Genomic DNA, 23,932 nt, shown 5'->3' with positions numbered 1-23,932 from the left:
AAATACAATATTAGCGAAAATAATTCTATAATTGACACTTTTTGATGTTAGATAAATAAATAAGTTCAATTTACTAACGTATTTTGATGTAACAAATTTTAGGATAGGTAAGAGGGGTTACGGCTTGTAATATCCAATAAACTAAAAAATCTTGTAACTATTCATCCCGATAGTAGTATGTAAAGAAGCGCAACACAAATAGGGCATCCCTGTGATAGAAAGTGCCCTAAGTGGTAGAAAGAATACGATCGAGCGTTTCGCCCGTCAACAGAAGACATAACGAGTCCCACACGTTTTTTTCGTGTTTCGTCAGTGTGGAAATGATGCTTCTTGTGATGCAAAAAGACTGGGCGAATGTTTCTTCGCGAAACGTACCCGAAATGTTCTCTTTGACTTTGACCATGCGAAGATCGCGTTCGGCTTGGTTGTTATCAAAGGGAACATGTACTTCACGTAAGAAACGCAGTGCTTCTTCCTTTCGTTTTTGAAGCCGTCGAACAAAAGCGAGTGCTTTTTTCGGAAGAGGCGTCTTCGCTTCCGATCGGTGTTGTGCTCTTTCTAGGATGCGATCATACACTCGTTCCCACCGTCTCGCTTCTTCTTCGGAAAGTGCACCGTGATGCGCTTCGACTGCCTGTTTGGCGGCTAACAGAAACGTGGTCATGCGCATCGCCCACGTATGCCCTTGTTCGGTGAAGCCTTTTAGCTCACGTAAATGATGGGCATGGCAAAGAGCATGTGTGGCTTTCGTGTATTTCGGATACGTACCGAACCCATCGTGCATCATCGTCCCTTCATATCGGGGAAGAATCCCGATGTCATCGGTCGCTTTTTTTCCACGAGAAGCGTGAGGAGCCAAGTATGTATATCTTGATGTACACGCGACATGCACCCATGCGAGTTTCCCATTGATGCGCAAACTCGTTTCATCGACATGCAAGATGTTGGATTCAAGTAAGGCGTCTTCGATGATGTCCATATTCGATTCTAGCGCTTCGCGTCCTCGTTTCACCATATTGGCAAGAGTTCCCGTACTAATCGAGTGTTGATATAACGCTTCGATTGTATCACTTAAACGCTTGTAAGGGATCAATTGGATATGATGCAAATAAACAACGAGCGCCGTGAGACGTGGACCGTATTGCACATGATTCGTGACATGTGGTGGAAACTCCGCTTGTTGAACACATCGGCAATGTGGACAGGATTTCACTTCACGTTCATGTTGTGTCACCTCGATCGGCACAGGAGGGACATCAAACACTTGACGGATATCGACTTTGAACGGTTTGACTTCACGCAAAGAAGCCCCACATCCTTGACACGTATGCACACGGTGGACGACACGATGATGTGGATGTTCCACTTGACGGAGCGTCGTTCCTTGATGTCCTTCTTGTCCGCCTGGCTTGTTGCCAGATGGTTGACGAGAAGAACGTGTGTTGGCAAAACGGTCAGAAGATGGGGGCAAATGGCTATTGGAGCTGTTTTTTTTCGTGCGTGCTTCCAGCTCTTGAACACGGTACTTCAGTTGTTCATTTTCTTTGCGTAGCTGTTTGTTTTCGTGACGCAAATGTTCATTTTCTTGAACGAGTTGATGAATGAGCTGTTTTTGTTGTTGAACTTTGCCGATTAAGCTCTCAACTGTAAATACAGCTTGTTGTACCGTCAACATGCGATTCACCTCCTTGTCTATCAATATTCACATCATAGACAAGGAAAGAAGAAAATATTCAGCTCACTTTATGATGTGGCTGAATAGTTACAAAACATCAAACGCCGGGCACATGGCTATCGAAATCTAGAACGGTTTCGTTTGCGTGTATTTCTGGAGTGTACAGGGAACACTACAGGTAGTCAGGCTGCTTAAGCGCTCCCTTCTTCCGCTATCGGTATGATAGTTGGTAGAATGGAACCCGTCAAGGAAAGCACTTGACTGTTTCCATTCTACCAACTTCGTGGTCTGTATGCGGAAGAAGGATCCTGACTGATGAACCTATTTCATCCAGCTAACATGTTTCTAGGATTGAGTAGAAATCACAGAAAATGGTGAAGACCCTTAATTAAACTCCCATGCAAATGATATCTTTTAAGAAAATCAGATATTCTCATCATCTCTTCCCCCTTGTTCATCACAATGTTTGGGCTGTTGAGTATGTAGTTATTTCATGATGGCCGAAAAACAGAGGTGACAAGCTTTTTTCCAGACGTTAAAACTCAGAGGAAAATCGTGATGGATAAACTTTTGGCAATAGCAAACGAATGAGAGTGCGGGCGGGTTTTTATAGTCATCTTAAACGATTGATAATTTACATTATTTGGATCATTGCGTATCTTTGTATTTCGTTGCTATAATCTTATTGACATCCGGATGATTAACATATCCTGAGAGGAAGGGAATAAGGTGGAAGGAAAGTCGATATTTAACTATCGCTATGTGGCTATGATTCTCTCATGTTGTTTAATTTTTAGTATTGTCGTCCCCCCATTTGCACAAGCTGCTCTTGGGAAATCGGAACGCGTAGTGCAAAAAAGCCGAAATATTGAAGCTAACATTGGTGATCTTCCCACGAAACGGCCAAAATCAAAATTAGAGCTCGAGAGCAGACGGACAAAGTATTCGACAAGATACTTGAATCCGGATGGAAGCTTTACTGAAGAGATATACCTGCAACCCCAATTTTATCAAGATCCTCTTGATAAGAAATGGAAAAAATTAATAACGATCTAAAACCCAACGGGGCCGATATGTTTGAGAATACGGCTAACGCCTTCAAAGTAACATTCGCAAAACAATCGAGTCAACCTGAACTTGTTTCGATCAAAGAAAATGATAGAATCCTTTCGTTTATCCCAATAAATGCGAAAAATGTGCAAGGTGTTGCGAAAAATAATGAAATCATTTATAAAGGGTTATTTGAACAAACCGATGTGCGATATCGCCTTCAAGGCAATGCGGTCAAAGAGGATATTATTCTTAACAATAAACCTTCCAGCAATGCTTTTACTTTTGAGATGAAACTAAAAGGGGTAAAGGCTGTTGCTAAAAAAGACGGAACGATCGTCTTTGAAGACTCAAAAGGGAACCCTAAGTGGTACTTAGAAAAGCCATATATGTTCGATGCGAACCACAAGTATTCTGATCAAGTTGCCTTTCATTTACGTCAAAATAGCGGCAAAACTTATATTGATGTGATAGTAGATGAGAGCTTTTTACAAGATCCAGACACCATATATCCGGTAACGATTGACCCTACGATCAATGAATGGGATGTTTTGCGGGATAATTTTATTGCCTATAATTTTCCTGATTCTGTCTATTCGAGCAACACATACATGCATACAGGTTACAACAGTTATTTCGGAACGACTCGTGCTTTAGTGAGATTTTACCTTCCGAGTCTTCCGAGTGATAGTGTCATTTCCAGCGCTACATTTAATGCCTATCAAACAAATGCCGATGGTCAACAAGTATCTATTGATTTACATCGAATTACAAGCAATTGGTCTTCTTCTGTTACCTGGAATAATCAGCCTTCTATTCGAAGCACAAAAGAATCAACGACAACAAACAATACGGCCAATACGTACTGGAGCTGGGATATCACTCAGTTGGTCAAGGACTGGTACAATGGTATTCAGCCGAACTACGGCTTGATGCTGAAACAGCAGAACGAATCGTCTTCTCCATATCGCACATTTAATACGGTAAACAATAGTGTTAATACGCCGCGCATTACGATTAATTATTGGGTAGAGCCAATCGGCCAAGAATCTTTCTGGACGACCACTAAAGATGGGGTGAATCCAGCAAACGGAAACCTTGTTTTACAAACAACGGATCTTGCTATTTCTGGTCTAGGCGAAGATGTTGAATTTACGAGAACATACAATAGCCGAAAGTCCGGATCGAATGGGATGTTTGGTTATGGATGGATGTCTAATCTCGAAATGAATATTTGGGATGCAGGCAGTGGACCAGTTACGTTTGTTGATGGAGATAATACTCGTCATATTTTTTGTGAAAAAGTTGGCGGGGGATACGAAGCTGCTGGTGGTGTCTATCTCGATCTAATCAAAAATGGGGACGGCACTTATACAATAACCAAAACCGATGGTACGAAACTTTATTTCAATACAAATGGCAAACTTTCTCGCATGGTCGATACAAATGGGAACACGACTACATTGAATTATAATGCAAACGGAAAATTAGCTTCAATTACAGATGCATCAGCAAGAACGACGACGATTGCCTATGGAACAAACGGATATGTATCGAGTATCACCGACCCAGCAAACAGAACCATCTCTTATGAGTATGATGCTTCCGGCAACCTAACGAAAGTTACGGATGCTCAAGGAAACGCGACCATTTTTACGTATGATTCGGATCATAATCTAACAAGTATTAAAAATGCCCGAAATATTACGACGACAATTGGTTATGATACACTCGACCGCGTAACAAGCATTGAACGCCCTATTACGATTAACGGCGCACTTACAAATAGTACCACAAATTATTCATATGACAAAACCAATGGTGTTACGTCGGTCACAGATGGCGAAGGGAGACGGGTAGATTATACGTACAACGCTAACGGCAATATTATTCAAATCACAGAAAATCCTTTAGATGCTCAAAACAAGGCTGTGACAACATTCGATTATGATAATAACAATAATTTAATCCGAGTAGTGGAACCAAATGAAAATAAGGCGAATGGAACCGCAGCGTTCATTTATCAATATGACGAAAAAGGAAATATTGTCAGCGTTCAATTGCCAGAAAATCAGTCGGCACAATATACGTATGATTTGCAAAATAATCTTATCAAAGAGCAGGATTTCAACAGCAACGTCAGCACATTTGATTATGATCAAAATAACAATCAAACCGAAGCGATCGATCCTTATACACAATCAGTTTCACAGCGATACGATAATCTGGGAAATTTGCAGTATTCGACGTATCCAATGTCTACAGCTGATAACTTGGTAAGTAACTCTAGCTTCGAATTCGATCATAATGCGGATAATTGGCCAGACAACTGGACAAAGGCCGTAGAATCAGGGAAAATCGCTACATTCAGTTGGACGACAACAAGCAAATTTGGGAATAAAGCGATCAGCATTTCGAATTCGACCGGATGGGCGATTGTCAGTTCTGATAAGCAGCCGTATGATGGTGGAGTTTATGTGGCAAGCGGTTATGTAAAAACATCGTCCATGTCTGCCAGAGCTCTTATTAAAGTTGAATATTTTGATGCGCAAGGAAACTGGTTAAATCAAAAAATTTCTTATGGGTTGGCAGGAACGAACGATTGGACTCGGCTTCATGTCGTCGCGGATAACGCACCAACTGGCACCAAATCTATTCGGGTATCGGTTGGCTTAAATGCCGGTTCGGGAACTGCTTATTTTGACGGTATTCAATTAGAGAAAGGAACGGTTGTCAGCGCCTATAATCTTGTTGATAATTCCAGCTTCGAGCGAGATATGAATAGTGATGGAATTCCTGACAATTGGACGACAAGCGGCAATTTATCAACAAATGATGGACTAGATACAACAGTTGCGAATATATATGTTGGAAGCAAGTCATTTAAAATCACAGGAGAGTCTGGGAAAAATAAGCATATTAAACAACGGATTAATATTTCTGGCGACAGCAACACTAAACTTACGTTGTCTGGATGGTCCAAACAAGAAGGAGCCAATCCAAACGGCGGTTACTATAGCTTGCAAGTAGCAATCCACTATACGAATGGTACAACCGATTGGGGTTATGCAAACGACTTTGATAAGGCGAAGACCGACTGGCAACATGTTGCCGCGGAAGTAAAACCGAAACAGGCCTTCGATTACATTGACGTGTATTATTACTATTATAATCAAACGGGCACAGCATGGTTTGATGCAATGCGTCTAGAAGTAGGAGCTTCTCTGACGTCGTACACGTATGATGCAAAGAAAAACTACGTCACCAAAGTCACCGATCCGGCAGGAAATATGGTTTCGTACACATACGATGCTATCGGAAACCAAACGAGCGTCACAGATGGAAAAGGAAAAACGACTTCTTACGAATATAACAACAATAACCAATTAACCAAAGTCACCGACCCAAACGGAAATGTGACTACCTATGGTTACGACGGCGCGGGCAATCGAACATCGGTCACTAATGCAAAGAATTATACAACTAACTATACGTATAATGAATGGAACCAAATCTCTAGTTTCAAGAACCCGTTAAATCAAACGACATCGTTTGCTTATGATAAAAACGGGAATATTACAGGGGTTACGTATGCAAACGGGGATCGCGTATCCTATAGCTACAACGCGCTGAACCGACTCATTGCCGTTGCTTACAACGGGACAACAAAATGGACGTTCAATTACGATGCCAATGGCAACGTGACATCGGTGACGGATGCCAATGGAAATGCAACCACGTACACATACGATAAAAACAACCGTCTGACTCGCATCAGCAAAGGATCATCGAACGCCATTGCCTACGGTTATGACGATAATGGAAATGTTACATCGACATCCATTACGGCTGGTACAACGACTGATACGATTGGATACAGCTATAATCCATTGGACCAGTTAGTCGTCTTGTCAAGAAACAGCGCGAATTTAGCGAGATTTACGTACGATGAGCGCGGAAATATTTCGGCCATCATCCATGCCAATGGAACTTATACCGCTTATGAATATAACGATGCCAATCAGCTAAAATCATTGAAAAATTTCGATGCCAACGGAAATGTTTTAAACTACTTCCTCTACAGTTACGATGCGAATGGCAATATTACAGCTGTAGAAACAAAAGATGGAACGATGACGTATGAGTATGATGCATTGAATCAGCTGACAAAGGAAACACTAGCGGATGGAACAGCGATTACGTACGAATACGACGCGGTTGGCAACCGGACGAAGAAAATCGTCAACAATGGAACAACTACAACGACTACGTACACGTATGACGCCGCCGACCAACTAACAGCCGTTAACGGACAGGCATACACATATGATGTGAACGGGAATTTAACGAACAACGGCAACAAAACGTTTGTGTATGATGACGAAAACCGTCTCATTCAAGTAAAAAACGCATCGGGCACTACGATCGCAACCTATACGTATGACCATCAAGGAAGACGCATCAGCAAAACAACATCAAGCGGTACGACTTACTATCACTACGATGGCGACTCGATTCGTCTGTTGTATGAAACAGACGCCAACAACAACATCACAGCGGAATATACGTGGGACGCATTGGGCCGCCCGGTCACGATGACGAAAGGCGGAGCCACTTACTACTATCATTTGAACGGTCATGGAGATGTCGTCGCATTGACGGACGCAAGCGGAAATGTCGTCGCCCAATACGAGTATGACGCATGGGGTAACATTCTGTCCAAAACCGGTGCGATGGCAACAGCGAACCCATACCGTTATGCCGGGTATTATTACGATGAGGAAACCGGGCTATACTACCTAATGGCGCGGTATTATGATGCGAATATGGGACGGTTTATTACAAGAGATACGTTCCATGGGTTTGAAAATGAGCCGCAAAGTTTGAATCAGTATGCGTATACGAAAAATAACCCGGTAATGTATGTGGATCCGAGTGGGCACATTCCTATAATCGTAGCAGAGGCATTGGTCGGTGCTTTTATTAATGCAGTAGGTTATGTTGCAGAGCTTGTTGCAAAATATGGAACTAGAAATGCTTTTAAACATTTTAGTGGGAAAAAGTTTGCAGTAGAGCTTCTTAAAGGTGCTGCTACTGGTGCTATAGGAGGAGGAATAGTTTCAAAACTCGCAAAAGCGGGACAACTCAGCAAAGTTGCAGAGAAGTTTCTAGCAGGACATTTAGCACCAGCTGCTTATTTGGTCTCTAATTTTGGGGATTTTAGTGCCGGCTCTTTCACCGAGAATCAAATTTTATCAATGTTTAATAACAATGTAGGAATTTTATGGGCAACTGCTAAGCCTTATGTAAAAAAAATATATGAAAAATATAAAAAATGGTTATAAAATATAATGAAATAAAGGAGGGAAAAAACGGGTCTCGAAGCGTGGAAGAAGGCGGTTGCGCGCCCTCCTCTTCCGCGTGATGATGCCGATGATCCGCCACAACGAAGCGTTTCGACAGTTACATGAATATTACACGACACGGCCCGATAATCCGTTGCGGAAGAAGCAATCCATTGTAGTGTTATGCGGAAAATTACTGAAGGTACTGCATGCGGTGTGTACGAAACGACAGGCGTTTGACGTGAAGCGAATGATGCAGGACATCTTTGGCCTCGAAACGGCTGCTTGATGCCTATAGTCTCGATTCTCTAGACAACAAGGATGACACGGAGAAGCTGGCGCGATATCATCCATTCGACCTTGAGTCCCTAAAGGAGCTTAGCCGGCCTCTGCCTGATGACTAGACCGAACGAAGGAATGTAGGCACAAGGATGCCAAGAGACATGGGAGGGTTCGTCATCATCAGCGATGCAGAGATCCAAGGTGCATCACATACGCTTCCCCCACTACAACCAAATTTAACCAGTAGTGGCCGCGAAGCGTACCCAGTCAATGTAAGATATACACATATTTAAGAAATAATGTTAGAAACTTTGTCGAAAAATATTTTTTTGACACCCCTGAAACGGCTACAACCGTTGATATATCAACATTTATAGAGGGAGTAGAATTTAATGGAGGAGGATTTTTACTGGTCTATATTTAATTTTTCAGTTGGAATTTTTGGGATTTGGATGTTTTTTTACACAACACGACAAAGATTTTTTCATAGCAAAACTTTTAGTCGTCTTAAATATATAACCCCATTGCCTATATCTTTTAATTTTTGGCTTATTAAAATTTTGTATTTTGTTGGCGGATTATTATGTGTTGTAGTTGGAATATATGGAATGGCTCGTCCATTTCTCTAAGTAATGAGTATCCATGATGCTAGTATTGGCATCATGGATCTGTTTTTAGGGAATGATACGTATTACTTAGTTTATCGGATGAAACAGACGCCAACAACAACATCACAGCGGAATATACGTGGGACGCATTGGGCCGCCCGGTCACGATGACGAAAGCCGGAGCCACTTACTACTATCATGTGAACGGTCATGGAGATGTCGTCGCATTGACGGACGCAAGCGGAAATGTCGTCGCCCAATACGAGTATGACGCATGGGGTAACATTCTGTCCAAAACCGGTGCGCTGGCATCGGCGAACCCATACCGTTATGCCGGGTATTATTACGATGGGGAAACCGGGCTATACTACCTAATGGCGCGGTATTATGATGCGAATATGGGACGGTTTATTACAAGAGATACGTTCCATGGGTTTGAAAATGAGCCGCAAAGTTTGAATCAGTATGCGTATACGAAAAATAACCCGGTAATGTATGTGGATCCAAATGGAAACTATGCATGGATCGTATTGTCATTTCTAAGCGGGGGTGCAAATGCAACTTGGCAAATGGTTTGGGACTTTTATAAAAAATATAAATTTAATCGGAGTGCGTGGATAAATAAATTTAATTGGAAAAAATTCGGTAATTTATTTGTTACGGGGGGATTAATAGGTATATATGGTAGAGGAATAACTAGTTATATGACCAAGTCTCAAATAGCTAAAGCAGGTCAGTTTGCCTGGGATGTCACATATGCGGCAAAAGAATATATATTATTGCAAGCAGCAGGGGGAGACCCTATCACATGGTCTGGACTAGTTAACGCTATTTGGAATAAGGCTAAAGGATATCTAGGTTTTTTAAAGAAATTAAAGTAAAATACTTTAATTATATAAAGGAGTTGTTATGTTTATCTTATTTGCGGCAAGTATGGTGCTGTTATCGGGGATAGCTCTTCTTTATTGGACAATAAAGCACTTAAATAACGAGATTCATAAACAGAACGAATATATAAATGATCCCACTCCAGAATCTTTTAATAAAGTTGTTATAATGTATTTTTTAAATATAATCCTAAGAATGTTGCCAGTAAACATTATAAAAGGAATATTAGTCATATTTTCGATCGGTTTAATATTTTTGTCAGCATTCTTTTTTTCTCTACTGTAGGTGAGCAAATTAGCTAACATAAATTTACAGCCAAACCAAAAAGGCGACATGGACTCGATTCCTTGGTTAGAATTGTGCAGCGTGCCTGTCACGCCCCGATACTGACAAAAAAAGAAGTCGTCGTTACGATTACGTTAGATCGTATCAATCGCGTGCTTGGCACATCAATTACGAAAGAAGAAGTCGCAGGCATTTTGACGAACTTGCAATTTACATTTACGGAACATGACGGCACGTTTATGATTACTATTCCGTCACGTCGTGCAGATATTACAATTGAAGAAGACATCATCGAAGAAGTAGCGCGTTTATACGGATACGACCATTTACCAGCAACATTGCCGATCGGGGAGGCAAAGCCAGGGAAACTCACACCATATCAAGCAAAGCGTCGCCACGTGCGCCGTTATTTAGAAGATGCGGGATTATTCCAAGCGATTACGTACTCGCTCACAAACGAAGCAAAAGCGACGATGTTTGCGCTTGAAACAGCTACACCAATTCGCTTAGCATTGCCGATGAGCGAAGAGCGCAGCGTCTTACGACAAAGCTTAGTGCCGCACTTATTGGAAGCAGCAAGCTATAACCGCGCTCGCCAAGTCGAAAACGTCGCGCTATATGAAATCGGCTCGGTATATTTAGCTAACGGCGAACATGAACTGCCGAACGAAAAAGAACGTCTCACAGGCGTTTTGACAGGTGTATGGCACGCCCATTTATGGCAAGGGGAGAAAAAAGCAGTTGATTTTTATGTCGCAAAAGGCATTGTAGATGGCTTGTTTGCGTTGCTAGGATTAGAGAACCGTATCGAATATAAGCAGGCGAAGTGCGAGCATCTTCACCCAGGACGTACAGCCGATATTTTACTTGATGGAAAAATGGTCGGCTTTGTCGGTCAGCTTCATCCGAACGTGCAAAAACAATTTGATTTAAAAGAAACATATGTATTTGAGCTAGATCTTGAAGCGTTATTAAAAGCGGAAGTAGCCGACATTCGCTATACGGCGATTCCACGCTTCCCGTCCATTACGCGCGACATCGCTCTTGTCGTTGACGAGCATATTGTAGCAGGTGACCTCGAGCGAGCAATTATTGAAGCAGGCGGTGAACTGTTGAAAGACGTATCGATTTTCGACGTTTACAAAGGAGACCGACTTCCAGAAGGCAAAAAATCGATCGCCTTCTCGCTCCGTTACTACGACCCAGAGCGGACATTGACGGACGAAGAAGTAACAAACGTTCACGAACAAGTCATCAAAGCGGTCGAACAACAATTCGGCGCCACATTGCGCGGATAAAACGAATCCCCCATCTGATGCATAAGCATTGGATGGGGGTTTTTATGTCCTTGGCGGATCGGTGGGGGCGTTTTTTTGTCTAGTCCGCCAAAATTGGCGGGCGAACCGTCAAAAATGGCGGGGTTCGACATCAGGTATGAGTAAAATGTTTGTGGGAGAAAAGAAGACAGGTTCCTGATTTATACAAAACAGGAACCTGTCACATACGTAAGTAAAATAGATAAAAAATGGGCTCTCCTCCTGTAAGGTAGTAAGTGCGAAAAAAAACAACCAAAGAAAGGAGTAGAGCCCATGCAGGATTATATCACGAATGGAGTCACATTGAAAGACATTGAACAATCTTTGTTTCGGCATATGCAAAAAGAATATGGTCAACTGCTTCAACAGTTGTTGGAGGATATCGACCACACATTGGCGGAAAAACGAGATAAAAAACGATACGCGCTCAAAGATAAACGGATGATACGGACGCAGACAATGTTTGGAGAATTGGAAGTCAAGCGGAACTATTACGTCGATCGGGAAAAACAGAAGTATGTCTGTTTATTGGATGCCTTTCTTCAGTTTGAGGGGGCACATGGAGTCAGTCCGTTGTTAGAAGAAACAGTGATTCATCTGGCAGTGACAGGCTCATCGCATCGACAAGCTGCCCAGTCCTTAGAAAAAACTAGTGGGATATGCGTGCATGAGCCACGAAACGATTCGCCAGTTGATTGTCGAGGCAGAAGTCGATGGACACCGCGAGATGGAGAAAAAAGGTCGGGTATTTTTCATTGAGGTAGATGGACTATACATCAAACGGCAACGAAGCCGCATGAAAGGAAAAGAAGAGAAAATCGTGACGATTCACCAAGGATGGGAGAGAAACGGCAAACGAGTTTCTTTGGTGAACCGAAGATATTATGTTCATCAGACGAATGAGCCGATTTGGGAAGCCGTCGAGAGCTTCTTAGTAAAAGAATATGGGTATGATCCACTAGAAGATTGGGTCGTCATCAATGGAGATGGTGCGCCATGGATCACGGCTTGTCGTGATTATTTTGGGAAGAGGGGATATTTTCAGTTGGACCGATTCCACGTGGCAAGGGACATCCGACAATGGTTTCGTAATCATCCGAGGTACCGAGCGATACGGAAGGCACTGGCTTCACAAGATGAAGAAGGGGTATTAAGAGAACTGACAAGTGCCGTGGGAACAATGGGAGATGAAGAAAAAGAACGACAATTACAGGCGCTTGTTCGTCGGATCGAAGAGCTGCCTGGATGTTTGAGTGACTATCGTATATGGCTGCAGGAAAAAGGGATCGATACAACGAACATGAGAGCGATGAGAAGTGCGGAAGGGACGATGCATGTGTTTGCGAAGCGAAGCAAAAACGGTCGAAGTTGGAGAGACGTAGAAATTGATGCGATGTTACGAGCCATGATCGCCATCAAAGATACGTTACCGATTCGTACGCACCGTGGAGTGATGTGTCATGTGGAAGAACGAGAAGAAACGAAACGAGAAGCAATCGTGAAAAAGGCAATGAAACGCGTCTCATCTCGAATGAAAGAAGTGATTCGAGACAACATTCCGTATTTCCGTCAGTCTTCAGGAACGCCGATTTACGAGGCATTACAAGCATCGAAAGGTTTTTAAAAACAAGATATAGGCACATACCTACAGGATGAGAGTGGATAAAAGCGCTTACATCAAACAAGTTCATAAAACCATATATAACCAATAAAATCGGTTGAGAAAAAAATCTCCCACAAACTCTTGACTAAAACTATAAGAAAATTCTGATTGCTTTTTGCTGTAGAACATGATTAAATAATATTGTTAAAAATCATTACATTTAAGGATTTTTTTAGGAATTATTGTCCGCCGAACATTGAAAAAATGTAAAAGAGAAGAATGAGGGAGGGAGTTCTTTGAAACGAACAAAGATGAGATTGATTTTCATGTCTTTAGCACTGTTAGTCGCACAATCGGCGAGTATCCTAGTAGCTTCTGCTAATTCGAATGTAACCGAAACTCGAAATCAAGACATTGGGAAGGATTATGCAAAACCTGTACTCACAGGAGAATGGAAATACGACTCTACCAATAAAAAATTTTCATGGAAATTAAATTGGGACAAGGTAACATACGCGAAAGATTATAAGCTTTATCGTAGCGAAGGTGACGATAAACATTTTCAATTGCTCACTACAATTGATAGCAAGAAGGACACTACATTTACAGATAATACTTTCCAATTCGGAAAAAAGTATTATTATAAACTCAATTATATCCATGGAAATCGAGAAATTGAACTTTCAAATATTGTTGACTTAAATTACGACGTCGATACTGATGGTGATAGAATAGTAGATATCATGGAATTAAAAAATGGTACTAATCCTTTGGACAAAGATTCTGACAAAGATGGACTACCTGATGGATACGAGGTATACATTACGGAAACAGCTCCTTTGAAACTTGATTCAGATAATGATGGAATTAGGGATGATAACGAGGACACTGATAAAGATGGACTCAGTAATATAAAGGAATATCAAATTGGAACAAGTCCTAAAAAGGAAGATACTGATGTAGACGGATGGAATGACAGTTTGGAGTTAGAAAAAGGAACTGACCCTCTAAATCCTGATTCCGACAACGATAAAGTGCTTGACGGCAACGAGTTGGAGTTAGGTTTTGACGTTAAGAAACCAGATACCGATGGAGACGGTATCTTTGACGGAGAAGAAAATGTGCAGTATACAACAAAGGTTACAAAAGAAGAACAAGACCCAAACATAGAGCCTTCGGTTACAATTTCATCCAATGCTTCAGAAGTATTTTTAACTAAAATTACCAATGTGGAAGATTTGACTCCTTTTCTATCTAAGAATATACCTGGGTATTTAGGTGCACCATTCGAGTTTAAAACGAACGTTAATTTCACTAGTGCTAAAATGGTATTCAAATATAATCCTGCATTAGCAACAGGAAATTTTCGACCAGAAATCTATTATTACAACGAGTCTGCAAAACGACTGGAGAAAGTCCCCAATCAAGTTCACGACGCTCAAAATCATACAGTAGAAGCCAACGTAACTCATTTTAGCACATATTTACTGTTAAACGGTGTAAAATGGGATGAGGCTTGGGAAAAAGAGTTAAAAGAACCCATTTTGGGTGAGAACGGAAATACTCAGTACATCGACGTAGTTTTTTCCATTGACTCATCAGGAAGTATGAGTTGGAATGACCCGGATGATTTACGTCTTCAAGCTTCAAAAGAATTTGTTGATAGATTACGTCAAGAAGACCGTTCTGCTGTGGTGGATTTCGATAGTTATGCAAGAACAATCGTTAGTTTAACAACGGATAAACAAGCTGTTAAATATGCAATTGATACCATAGACTCCAGTGGAGGGACAGACCTTTACCAAGGATTAAACCAAGCTGTAAATGAGTTGGTAAAAAACAGAAACACTACTCATAAACGATTTATTATTTTCTTGACAGATGGAGACGGGTATTGGGACGAATCAGCTCTAACAACTGCGAAACAAAACAATATTACTGTGTATACCATTGGATTAGGTCACGGAGTTCAAGAAGCCCTTCTTGAACGAATCGCCAATGAAACTGGTGGTAAATACTATTTTGTTAGTCAAGCCTCTGAACTGAAAAATGTTTTTGATGATACAGCAAGCGACACCATTGACTTAGCAAAAGACTCAGATGACGATGGACTCCCAGATTATTACGAAACTAATGGAATCCGTTTATCCAATGGCGAGTGGTTGAACGGATTGGATTACATGAATTCGGATACAGATGGCGATGGGTTGAAAGACGGCGAAGAAGTATATTGGGTTAAGGACGAGGTAACAAAAAAGGGTTCGTTTGGTTTTACTTCAAATCCAGAATTAAAAGATACAGATGGTGATGGATTGAATGATAAAGAAGACACTAGACCTCTTGACTTTGATATTAGAACTCGTCACACGCTTATGGCATCAGATTTGACCTATGTCAATCTGGAAGATTACGTAGGCAGCTACGTTGATACCGTCTCTAGTTCCTCCGGCTTGGATGAGAGGTTCGATCACGGATTGGCCAATCCGAGAAAGGAATTGAAAGGATGGAAAATCGTCTATGCTGAAGATAGCAACGGATGGGACTTAGGCTTTGCGGCGGTAGCAATAAAAAAGGGAGATGACATTATTATTGGATATCGTGGTACGGAATTAAAAAATATTCCGGAAGGCATGGCAGATGGCCTTGTTGCTGATATAGTAGGTATAGGACTATTAGGAACAAATCAACAGATTCCGTTTGCTGCTGATTTTGCCATTGATATCATCGAAAAATACCCAGATGCTCACGTGTATGTAACAGGTCATTCATTAGGCGGATTCCTTGCCGAAGTGATTTCCTATCGAATGATTGAAAACGTCTTACACGAAGATATATGGGGAGATTGGTTTTGGGGCAGGGCAGAAGCCAAGCGTGTACAACAAATTCTTAGTAATCCCGATTACTTTGTGAAGGCAGAAACATTTAATGCAGCGCCGTTCTTTATTTCAAGTTCAGGAGCCTTGATGTTTGGAGCGGGAGCTGTACCAATGGATGATATATTTAGCAGCAAATACGATAATGACATCTTTAATTACAGCATCGAAGGTGATCCACTATCTGAAATATCCGTAACAGCATTCGCGCATAGAATTGGTAAAAATGTACTTCCGTTTTATCCCGCGTTGGAAAATACGTTTGCTCATTTTGTAGTCAATTTCTATAAAACGATTAATTAAGTAAAGTCTTGGAGGGGGGATCCTCCCTCCGTTCTTAAAATAGGAGGTTATTTGTGTTTCTTAAATATTTTATAGCGAATCTTGCGGCAATTCCGCTTTATTTCGCAACCGTATTTGGTGCCTTAATGGGGGCACTCAATGTAAAAGATAAGTTTGAATATTATACTAAAGGAACTATTTATATTTTGCTTGTCAGTTTTATTATGACTCTTATACCCAATTCTTTGGCATATTTCGTTAGTAAAAGGAATGCAGAGAACAAAGAAAAGAACAGGAAGTATTTCATCTTTTTCACGATTGTAATCACTGTTCTTCTTTCTGCGATTACATTTTTTTATGGTTTGAGTACTTATTGATGAAAAAGGCTAATTGATTGTATTGGATAAAAATCAAAAAATAAATTACTGTTTTAGACGGTGGCGTAAACCATGGTTGCTTTTGGAGAGAGAACGAATATATCATTTACTGTAGTTGAGTATTTTTTTATAACAATAATTACCAATTGAAAAAGGAACAAACAGGGCACCCCTTATGCAACGTGGATCTGTTTTTTTACGGCATCAATGGGAATATTTTGTTTAGCTGCGCTGTAAATGAACTCCACGAGGCAATGTCCTTTTCGCTTGCGCAGGAGATCGAGCCCATCCGAAACATTGCTGTTCGACTTGAACATGCTGTACACATACGCAAGTTGTACCAAGATCCAATACCGTTTCACCGCCCGTCTGTTCTTATTTTGGATGAACCAACAAACGGACTGGACCCGGCCGGCATTCGTGAAATTCGCGACTATTTGCGCAAGCTAGCAAGGGAGGAAAGATTGGCAGTCGTCGTATCGAGCCATCTTCTATCAGAAATGGAGATGATGTGCGACCGTTTTGCGATCATTCAGCATGGCAAGCTTGTGACGATCGAATCGGTACAAGAGCTGTCGCAACAAACGGAGAAGGTGCTGTTTATCGTCGAGCCGAAGGAGAAGGCGGCGCAAATGGTGAAAGCGCACGATCCGCATCTCGATGTTCGCCTCGTCGAACAAGGATTGGAAGTGACGCTCGATTATAAAGATATTCCTCGGCTAAATGCTATGCTTGTCGCGGAAGGAATCAACGTATACGGCATTCATGTGCTCGCGAAATCGTTGGAAGAAAGATTTCTAGAAATGACGGGAGGAAACGAAATTGCCTAATCTTTTTTCGCTCGGTAGTGTCAAAAAATCTATGAAAAGACCTTTTTACATTCCTTTTTAAGGTATTTAAAAAGGATGATGGGATCGGATTCGCCCTTGACCAACACTCTCCAAAGGGGAGGAACGGTCAATAAGGGCATGGAGGGGAAAGGAGGAAGCTGAATGAATAGATATCAGAAAATTGCCATAGGAGTAATGTTGTTCGTGCCGTTGATTTTCTTAGTCATTTCCTTATTGACAAACAGGTGGGGATTTTTCCTTTGGAGTTTGGCACCAAGCTTTACTGTGGGGATGACAGGGTTTTTCATAGCAAAAGATAAATAACACGCATATGTTGTACACCTAGCTCTCTTGTTCATTTTCTTAATATCAAGATTTTTCGGCACCTTGAATCCGTATAATGAATTTTTAAAGGGAGAGGGAACAATGCATAATATTCGTAGTGCTAGTTCTCAACTAGCACTACGAGTTCATTTATCCATTATGTGAGGTGTTCTCCACATGCACCAGCATCTTCCTATGGAAGAAGAAGTGATGAACATGTTAATTGGTGGTTTTTCCACAATAATGCTCATTGCAATGATTACAGTAATTTTTCTTTGGAGAAGGAATACCACACAAAGAGCAGCATTTTTCTGGATTTTCGTACATTTTGTATCGTTCTTTATTGCTGTATATTTGGCATTAAAAGCAATTTCTTTTGACATTAATCATCCGATGGCGTCAGAAGAAATTTCCCTTCTTTTAGGTGAATCAGGGGCATTATGGGCAGGAAGTATGATTTGTCTGTTAGTTGGTATTTTTAAACTTTCAAAAGTAACGAAGGACGACAAAGTGTGCAGCGTGCCTGTCACGCCCCGATATATGTCAAAAAGGAAGTAAACGGGGGCATAACACAGTATGTATATGAAATTGCAAAGCAGTCAAAATAATCCTTATAGGAGGACTATATGGACTATTATATAGGCATGTCTTTTATTATTTTGTTGTTAATATTAGGGGGAAGTTATTATGTTTATAAAGGGATAAAATATTCTTCAAAAGAACGGGATTTAGACCAGCGTAAGGGAGGCTATGTAGTAGCGGGGAACGGGTGGTTGGATGAGTTCATTAGGTATGTGATGCCGTTTATGCCAGTATGGTTCGGTAAAATTTTTTATATGGTATTTGGTTTTATTATTATAATAATGGGTGTCTGTTTTCTTTACTTTTTTGTTACCGATTTGCTAGCTACCCTCTAATGTCTATTAAACAAAAGAAATTATAAAGACGACGTAATGGCGTCAGACTGTTTAAAAGCTCATTATTTACTAGGCATGGGGTGTGAACAGTCCCATGCCCCTCTTAATGTATGTTTTAAAATGAAAGGAATAATTTATTGAGCATTAGAAAATAATCTAAAAAGGCCGCTTAGTATTGAAAATCGAATATAAGCTGTCTGTGATGATACCGGTTTAAAACCGGTGCGCTGGCATCGGCGAACCCATACCGTTATGCCGGCTATTATTACGATGAGGAAACCGGACTATACTACCTAATGGCGCGGTATTATGAGGCGAATATGGGGCGGTTCTTGACAAGAGATACGTTCCATGGGTTTGAAAACGAGCCGCAAAGTTTGAATCAATATGCTTATGCTAATAATAACCCTGTAGTGAATATAGATCCTGATGGGCAATTTGCCATGCTCATTCCTGCAGCTTATGCTGCGGCAGTGGCAGTTTTAGGCACTGCGTTAGTTTATTATGCAATTAAGGCACTTGATGCTGTGGGAGAATTAATTGATCAAAGTTTTGCTAGAGTAAAAACAAAACCGAACTATAGATCTAAATATGAGTTACATCATATAGTCGCACAAAAGGCCAAAAAAGCACAACCAGCTCGTAATGTATTGAGCAAGGTCGGTCTCAATGTAAATAATCCTCAAAACTTAATTAGCATTAAAACAGGGCTGCATAGAAGATTGCATACAAATAAATACTATGAAACAATTAATAACATCATGAATTATGCCTATAATAAAAAGTACAGTTATAAAACAAACAGAAAAAGAGTAATTGCAGCTCTTGATGCAATTAAAGTATGGTTAAAAACAAAGAGTTTCTTTTCACCGTTCTAATGGTGAAACTAGGTTGATTTTTCAGAATGGGCCGATTATAGCCTATTAGCATAACCATGCAAATGAGATTAACGTGGAGCCACTGCAGGTATGACTATAGAAAAGAAAAACGTCAGTAGACAAAATCCATCATACCCGTTACTCCATGTTAATCTCTATATTCTTAACCATTTAGAAGTTAAAGATTATACCTAAATCAAAACTTAAACTATTAGTGTCCTCGGTTAAGGAGGGATCAAAACATGTTTCAAATGAATCTAATAAAAAAACTAAAAACTTCTTACCGTATAAGACTGTCAGGAGATAATAAATTTTTATGTCATAATATGGATAGTAAGACGATTGTTTATGATTTAACGACTTGGGAAAAAATTATTGAATTAAACAAACCTAATTATCCAAGTGATATGAGGTTCTCTGAAAACAATAAATATTTATTAATTAAAAGCACTACAGGTACTATATATGTTTATAACACTGCGAACTTCCAGTTGGTAAAAAAGATCCAATCGAAAAAATCTTTTAAGTTGGTTGAAGGAGATACTAATTTTACCCAAGATAATTTAATGATTCTTTCTGTTCTAGAAACCAATGATGGGCAACAAATTGGAACTATTAACATTCATTCAGGGGAATACACGATACTCACAGAATTTAAAAACGCCATTACACTTATTTACTATAATCAATTCCTCAAAAATAGAAATTATCATTTATTTACATTAAGTTATGTAAATAACGAAACGGGTTATAGAGAGAATAAAATTGTTAAAGTTAAGGAACCAATTAACAAGCAGTCAATTGAGTTAAAAAGTCACCCGGAAATTTTAATTTGGGACTCTGTCATTTTCGACTCCATTCATGACGTCTACATCTTGGTAAACGGTTATGAAATAATCTTAGTAGACTCAGACTTTAAAAAGATTTTGAAGAGAGGACACATCATTGACAATGATTCTCCTATGGAACACATTGGATATTTCCAATACCTTCATCAATCAAATGATGGTAGGTTTATTGTAGTGACTTATAATGAAAGTGTAATTATCTTGAGATATGAGGATTTAAAAACCATATTAATTGAAAAAATTCCATATGCTTGTTTTGCTGAATTTAGTAACGATGACCAATATTTACTTGTTGGTACTTGGGAGAACGGGTACGTTTTAGAGAACAACTTACTAGAATATTTTTAGAATTGGTATCTGTACATGTCCTCTCCCATGGAACGAATACAATGCTGTCGGGAACCGTACGAAGAAAATCGTAAACAATGGAACGACGACGATTACCACAACATACACGTATGACGCCGCCGACCAATTAACAGCCGTCAACGGACAAGCGTACACGTACGATGCCAATGGCAATTTAACGAACAACGGCAACAAAACGTTTGTGTATGATGACGAAAACCGTCTCATTCAAGTAAAAAACGCATCGGGCACTACGATCGCAACCTATACGTATGACCATCAAGGAAGACGCATCAGCAAAACAACATCAAGCGGTACGACTTACTATCACTACGATGGCGACTCGATTCGTCTGTTGTATGAAACAGACGCCAACAACAACATCACAGCGGAATATACGTGGGACGCATTGGGCCGCCCGGTCACGATGACGAAAGCCGGAGCCACTTACTACTATCATGTGAACGGTCATGGAGATGTCGTCGCATTGACGGACGCAAGCGGAAATGTCGTCGCCCAATACGAGTATGACGCATGGGGTAACATTCTGTCCAAAACCGGTGCGATGGCAACAGCGAACCCATACCGTTATGCCGGGTATTATTACGATGAGGAAACCGGGCTATACTACCTAATGGCGCGGTATTATGATGCGAATATGGGACGGTTTATTACAAGAGATACGTTCCATGGGTTTGAAAATGAGCCGCTTAGTATAAATCAATATGTTTACACTAAAAATAATCCTGTTATATATGTGGATATAAATGGTCACTTCGCTTTTCTTTTAGTTCCATTAGCAGGTGTATCAATTTCATGGCTAACAGCAGCCGCTGTTGAGGCAACCGCAATAGTGATTGCATATGTTGCAGCAAATGAGATAGTCAGTGTTTTAGAACGTAAATTTAATAGGAAAAACCCAACAGTTATTTATCGTACTGGAAGTGGAAACGGCACTAATTTAACTCCAAGACCAAAAGATGTTAGTGGGCTATCCTATACTACAGTAAAGCCTTTATCTGGACCATATACAGCAACTACTATTGAGGCCATTAATGCAACAGGAAAACTAGTAGCAATAAAAGATGGTAAAACTCATGTGTCAGTGAGACCAGTAAATATGAAGAAAATGCAGGGATGGATAAACTCAAGGGAAAATGCTAATACTAGACCACATGAATATACAAAATTATTGCAGGCCCTTTCTGTGAAAGTTAAATAGTAGGAGATGAATTTTAATGGAACTTAGTGAAGTTAAAAGATTGATGAAAAACTTGAGTTGGAATATGCCCCAAGAAGTTCAACTATCTGCAATAAGGGAGTTAACAACAATTGATGATGAATACACTCCTTTGTTAATACAAGATACCGAGAAGCATTGTTGGGAGAATGCGGTTAAAGTTTTAAATAAAATTGGATACCCACGAAATAGGCTGGCGATACCCTGCTTAATAGAGTTAATGCAAGATATGAATTGGCCTGGTGTCCCTACAGCGATAGAGATATTGAAGAGTATAGATAAAAGTGTGATAGTTCCACATATAGAGGCTTCGCTAATAAAAGCAGCTGAGGATGACGATCGCATGTGGATAGGGGGAATTCAGAGACTTATAGATATATTACAAATTTCTGAATCAGACTTTCATGATAAGGAAGTATATAAGTTATTAAAATTATCGGATTGGTAAACCAAGAAATTAGGAGCGGGCACTTGTCTTTTATGAAATAATATTGTATAGAATCCCCCAACTGCGTAAAATGCAGCTGGGGGTGTTTTATAGGATGAGTATCTGTCACTTGGTTTATGTGACGAAGCGGGTGCCAATAAAAAATGGTAGTGCAATATATATGGGCCGCCTAGTGATGATGACGAAAGGCGGAGTCATTTACTATTTCGGTCTTCCATACTTTTTGCCAGCCTGCCTCTGTTTTTTCAATGCAATCGCTCCGAATTTGGAGCGGGAAGGCGGTTCGCCCGCTTGAAGTTGGAATGTCGCCACGATTTGGTTGCGCCCGTCTTGATCAAAATCATACAGCTCGATCGATTCGGGATCTGCAAGAACAGTGTTGGGTGGTATAAACTTTTTCGCTATTTCGATCCACTCATCGCGGGCCAAAGCATGAATGGACTGCAAGGAGAAGAGCCCTGCGAAAAGCAAAAAGCGAGCCGTTTTTTCATCTTGTTCCTCCGTTATCCGGTTTTTGAAGTTATGATTCCGGATTAGCGGCGGCATTTATACATGAAAACAGCGGCTCATCCCGGCAACATGCCGGACTTATGCAGCGCGGTGGAAAGCAGAAGAGCAGCGATCAAAGCGGGAATCGATATTGGCGAACAGTGCCTGGCACTGTTCGATAAATGCAACTTGGCAAATGGTTTGGGACTTTTATAAAAAATATAAATTTAATCGGAGTGCGTGGATAAATAAATTTAATTGGAAAAAATTCGGTAATTTATTTGTTACGGGGGGATTAATAGGTATATATGGTAGAGGAATAACTAGTTATATGACCAAGTCTCAAATAGCTAAAGCAGGTCAGTTTGCCTGGGATGTCACATATGCGGCAAAAGAATATATATTATTGCAAGCAGCAGGGGGAGACCCTATCACATGGTCTGGACTAGTTAACGCTATTTGGAATAAGGCTAAAGGATATCTAGGTTTTTTAAAGAAATTAAAGTAAAATACTTTAATTATATAAAGGAGTTGTTATGTTTATCTTATTTGCGGCAAGTATGGTGCTGTTATCGGGGATAGCTCTTCTTTATTGGACAATAAAGCACTTAAATAACGAGATTCATAAACAGAACGAATATATAAATGATCCCACTCCAGAATCTTTTAATAAAGTTGTTATAATGTATTTTTTAAATATAATCCTAAGAATGTTGCCAGTAAACATTATAAAAGGAATATTAGTCATATTTTCGATCGGTTTAATATTTTTGTCAGCATTCTTTTTTTCTCTACTGTAGGTGAGCAAATTAGCTAACATAAATTTACAGCCAAACCAAAAAGGCGACATGGACTCGATTCCTTGGTTAGAATAGACAAGTGCAGCTCTTGGCGGCGCTAGAGTTGAGGCCGCCTCCGAAGATTGTAGGCATCCATCCTCGCGCCTAGATACACGCTGGAAGGATGCCCAAATGCCTCTCGTCCCTTTGGCCTCAAGGGATGAGAGGCATTTTGTTTACTTAGTCA

Annotated in this window: 16 protein-coding genes and 4 pseudogenes; 17 read left to right on the top strand and 3 right to left on the bottom strand. The window is 40.4% G+C overall.

Annotated features, from left to right (window positions below; all coding sequences use genetic code 11):
- Positions 1 to 226: 226 nt before the first annotated feature.
- Positions 227 to 1,675, bottom strand: a complete 1,449-nt coding sequence (gene tnpC / locus ACPF7I_RS11225; RefSeq protein ID WP_430746249.1) for an IS66 family transposase — start codon at positions 1,673 to 1,675, stop codon at positions 227 to 229.
- A 729-nt stretch (positions 1,676 to 2,404) separates the two neighbouring features.
- On the opposite strand from tnpC, the gene ACPF7I_RS11220 reads away from it, so the two are divergent.
- The 8 genes and pseudogenes from ACPF7I_RS11220 to ACPF7I_RS11185 all read left to right on the top strand — a co-directional run bounded on the left by ACPF7I_RS11220 (position 2,405) and on the right by ACPF7I_RS11185 (position 16,584).
- On the top strand, positions 2,405 to 2,731 hold the full coding sequence (locus ACPF7I_RS11220) for a hypothetical protein (protein WP_307895144.1): 327 nt from the start codon (positions 2,405 to 2,407) through the stop codon (positions 2,729 to 2,731).
- A gap of 17 nt (positions 2,732 to 2,748) precedes the next feature.
- Positions 2,749 to 8,070, top strand: coding sequence for a DNRLRE domain-containing protein (locus tag ACPF7I_RS11215; protein WP_430746250.1), 5,322 nt, complete (start codon positions 2,749 to 2,751; stop codon positions 8,068 to 8,070).
- A 19-nt stretch (positions 8,071 to 8,089) separates the two neighbouring features.
- A pseudogene (locus ACPF7I_RS11210) lies at positions 8,090 to 8,359 on the top strand (transposase); the annotation flags it as partial.
- Positions 8,360 to 9,109: 750 nt separating this feature from the next.
- On the top strand, positions 9,110 to 9,841 hold the full coding sequence (locus ACPF7I_RS11205) for an RHS repeat-associated core domain-containing protein (RefSeq protein ID WP_430746251.1): 732 nt from the start codon (positions 9,110 to 9,112) through the stop codon (positions 9,839 to 9,841).
- A 393-nt stretch (positions 9,842 to 10,234) separates the two neighbouring features.
- Positions 10,235 to 11,431, top strand: a pseudogene (locus tag ACPF7I_RS11200) (phenylalanine--tRNA ligase subunit beta); the annotation flags it as partial.
- 291 nt (positions 11,432 to 11,722) lie between these two features.
- A pseudogene (locus ACPF7I_RS11195) lies at positions 11,723 to 13,073 on the top strand (ISLre2 family transposase).
- Positions 13,074 to 13,348: 275 nt separating this feature from the next.
- Positions 13,349 to 16,228: a VWA domain-containing protein gene (locus ACPF7I_RS11190; RefSeq protein ID WP_430746252.1), complete on the top strand. Its 2,880-nt coding sequence runs from the start codon at positions 13,349 to 13,351 to the stop codon at positions 16,226 to 16,228.
- Between the two features lie 53 nt (positions 16,229 to 16,281).
- On the top strand, positions 16,282 to 16,584 hold the full coding sequence (locus tag ACPF7I_RS11185; protein WP_430746253.1) for a hypothetical protein: 303 nt from the start codon (positions 16,282 to 16,284) through the stop codon (positions 16,582 to 16,584).
- 173 nt (positions 16,585 to 16,757) lie between these two features.
- On the opposite strand, the pseudogene ACPF7I_RS11180 reads toward ACPF7I_RS11185, so the two are convergent.
- A pseudogene (locus tag ACPF7I_RS11180) lies at positions 16,758 to 16,955 on the bottom strand (IS701 family transposase); the annotation flags it as partial.
- Here ACPF7I_RS11180 and ACPF7I_RS11175 point away from each other — a divergent pair.
- The 8 genes from ACPF7I_RS11175 (at position 16,920) to ACPF7I_RS11140 (ending at position 22,417) form a co-directional block, all read left to right on the top strand.
- Positions 16,920 to 17,414 (top strand): AAA family ATPase, encoded by a 495-nt coding sequence (locus tag ACPF7I_RS11175; RefSeq protein ID WP_431019321.1) that lies wholly within the window; start codon positions 16,920 to 16,922, stop codon positions 17,412 to 17,414. The pseudogene ACPF7I_RS11180 and the gene ACPF7I_RS11175 overlap by 36 nt on opposite strands.
- Positions 17,415 to 17,576: 162 nt before the next feature.
- The gene (locus ACPF7I_RS11170) at positions 17,577 to 17,738 is read left to right on the top strand and encodes a hypothetical protein (RefSeq protein ID WP_430746254.1); all 162 of its coding nucleotides are present in this window, start codon (positions 17,577 to 17,579) and stop codon (positions 17,736 to 17,738) included.
- 177 nt (positions 17,739 to 17,915) lie between these two features.
- Complete coding sequence (locus tag ACPF7I_RS11165; RefSeq protein ID WP_430746255.1) at positions 17,916 to 18,296, top strand: hypothetical protein; 381 nt, start codon at positions 17,916 to 17,918, stop codon at positions 18,294 to 18,296.
- 68 nt (positions 18,297 to 18,364) lie between these two features.
- A complete protein-coding gene (locus tag ACPF7I_RS11160; protein ID WP_003397521.1) occupies positions 18,365 to 18,655 on the top strand; it encodes a hypothetical protein in 291 nt (96 codons plus the stop codon).
- A gap of 227 nt (positions 18,656 to 18,882) precedes the next feature.
- Positions 18,883 to 19,533: an RHS repeat-associated core domain-containing protein gene (locus tag ACPF7I_RS11155; RefSeq protein WP_431019320.1), complete on the top strand. Its 651-nt coding sequence runs from the start codon at positions 18,883 to 18,885 to the stop codon at positions 19,531 to 19,533.
- A 242-nt stretch (positions 19,534 to 19,775) separates the two neighbouring features.
- On the top strand, positions 19,776 to 20,729 hold the full coding sequence (locus ACPF7I_RS11150; protein WP_006324175.1) for a hypothetical protein: 954 nt from the start codon (positions 19,776 to 19,778) through the stop codon (positions 20,727 to 20,729).
- 202 nt (positions 20,730 to 20,931) lie between these two features.
- Positions 20,932 to 21,951, top strand: coding sequence for an RHS repeat-associated core domain-containing protein (locus ACPF7I_RS11145; protein WP_430743278.1), 1,020 nt, complete (start codon positions 20,932 to 20,934; stop codon positions 21,949 to 21,951).
- Positions 21,952 to 21,967: 16 nt separating this feature from the next.
- The gene (locus ACPF7I_RS11140; protein ID WP_052023561.1) at positions 21,968 to 22,417 is read left to right on the top strand and encodes a DUF5071 domain-containing protein; all 450 of its coding nucleotides are present in this window, start codon (positions 21,968 to 21,970) and stop codon (positions 22,415 to 22,417) included.
- 201 nt (positions 22,418 to 22,618) lie between these two features.
- Here the strand turns inward: ACPF7I_RS11140 and ACPF7I_RS11135 are convergent, their stop codons facing one another.
- Positions 22,619 to 22,963, bottom strand: a complete 345-nt coding sequence (locus ACPF7I_RS11135; RefSeq protein WP_043967680.1) for a hypothetical protein — start codon at positions 22,961 to 22,963, stop codon at positions 22,619 to 22,621.
- Between the two features lie 94 nt (positions 22,964 to 23,057).
- Here ACPF7I_RS11135 and ACPF7I_RS11130 point away from each other — a divergent pair, with 94 nt between their 5' ends.
- Positions 23,058 to 23,414 (top strand): hypothetical protein, encoded by a 357-nt coding sequence (locus ACPF7I_RS11130; protein WP_430743279.1) that lies wholly within the window; start codon positions 23,058 to 23,060, stop codon positions 23,412 to 23,414.
- The last annotated feature ends 518 nt before the right edge of the window (positions 23,415 to 23,932 follow it).

It is taken from the genome of Anoxybacillus dikiliensis, assembly GCF_050613275.1.
Lineage (GTDB): Bacteria > Bacillota > Bacilli > Bacillales > Anoxybacillaceae > Anoxybacillus.
This window is presented reverse-complemented; position numbering and strand designations above follow the sequence as displayed.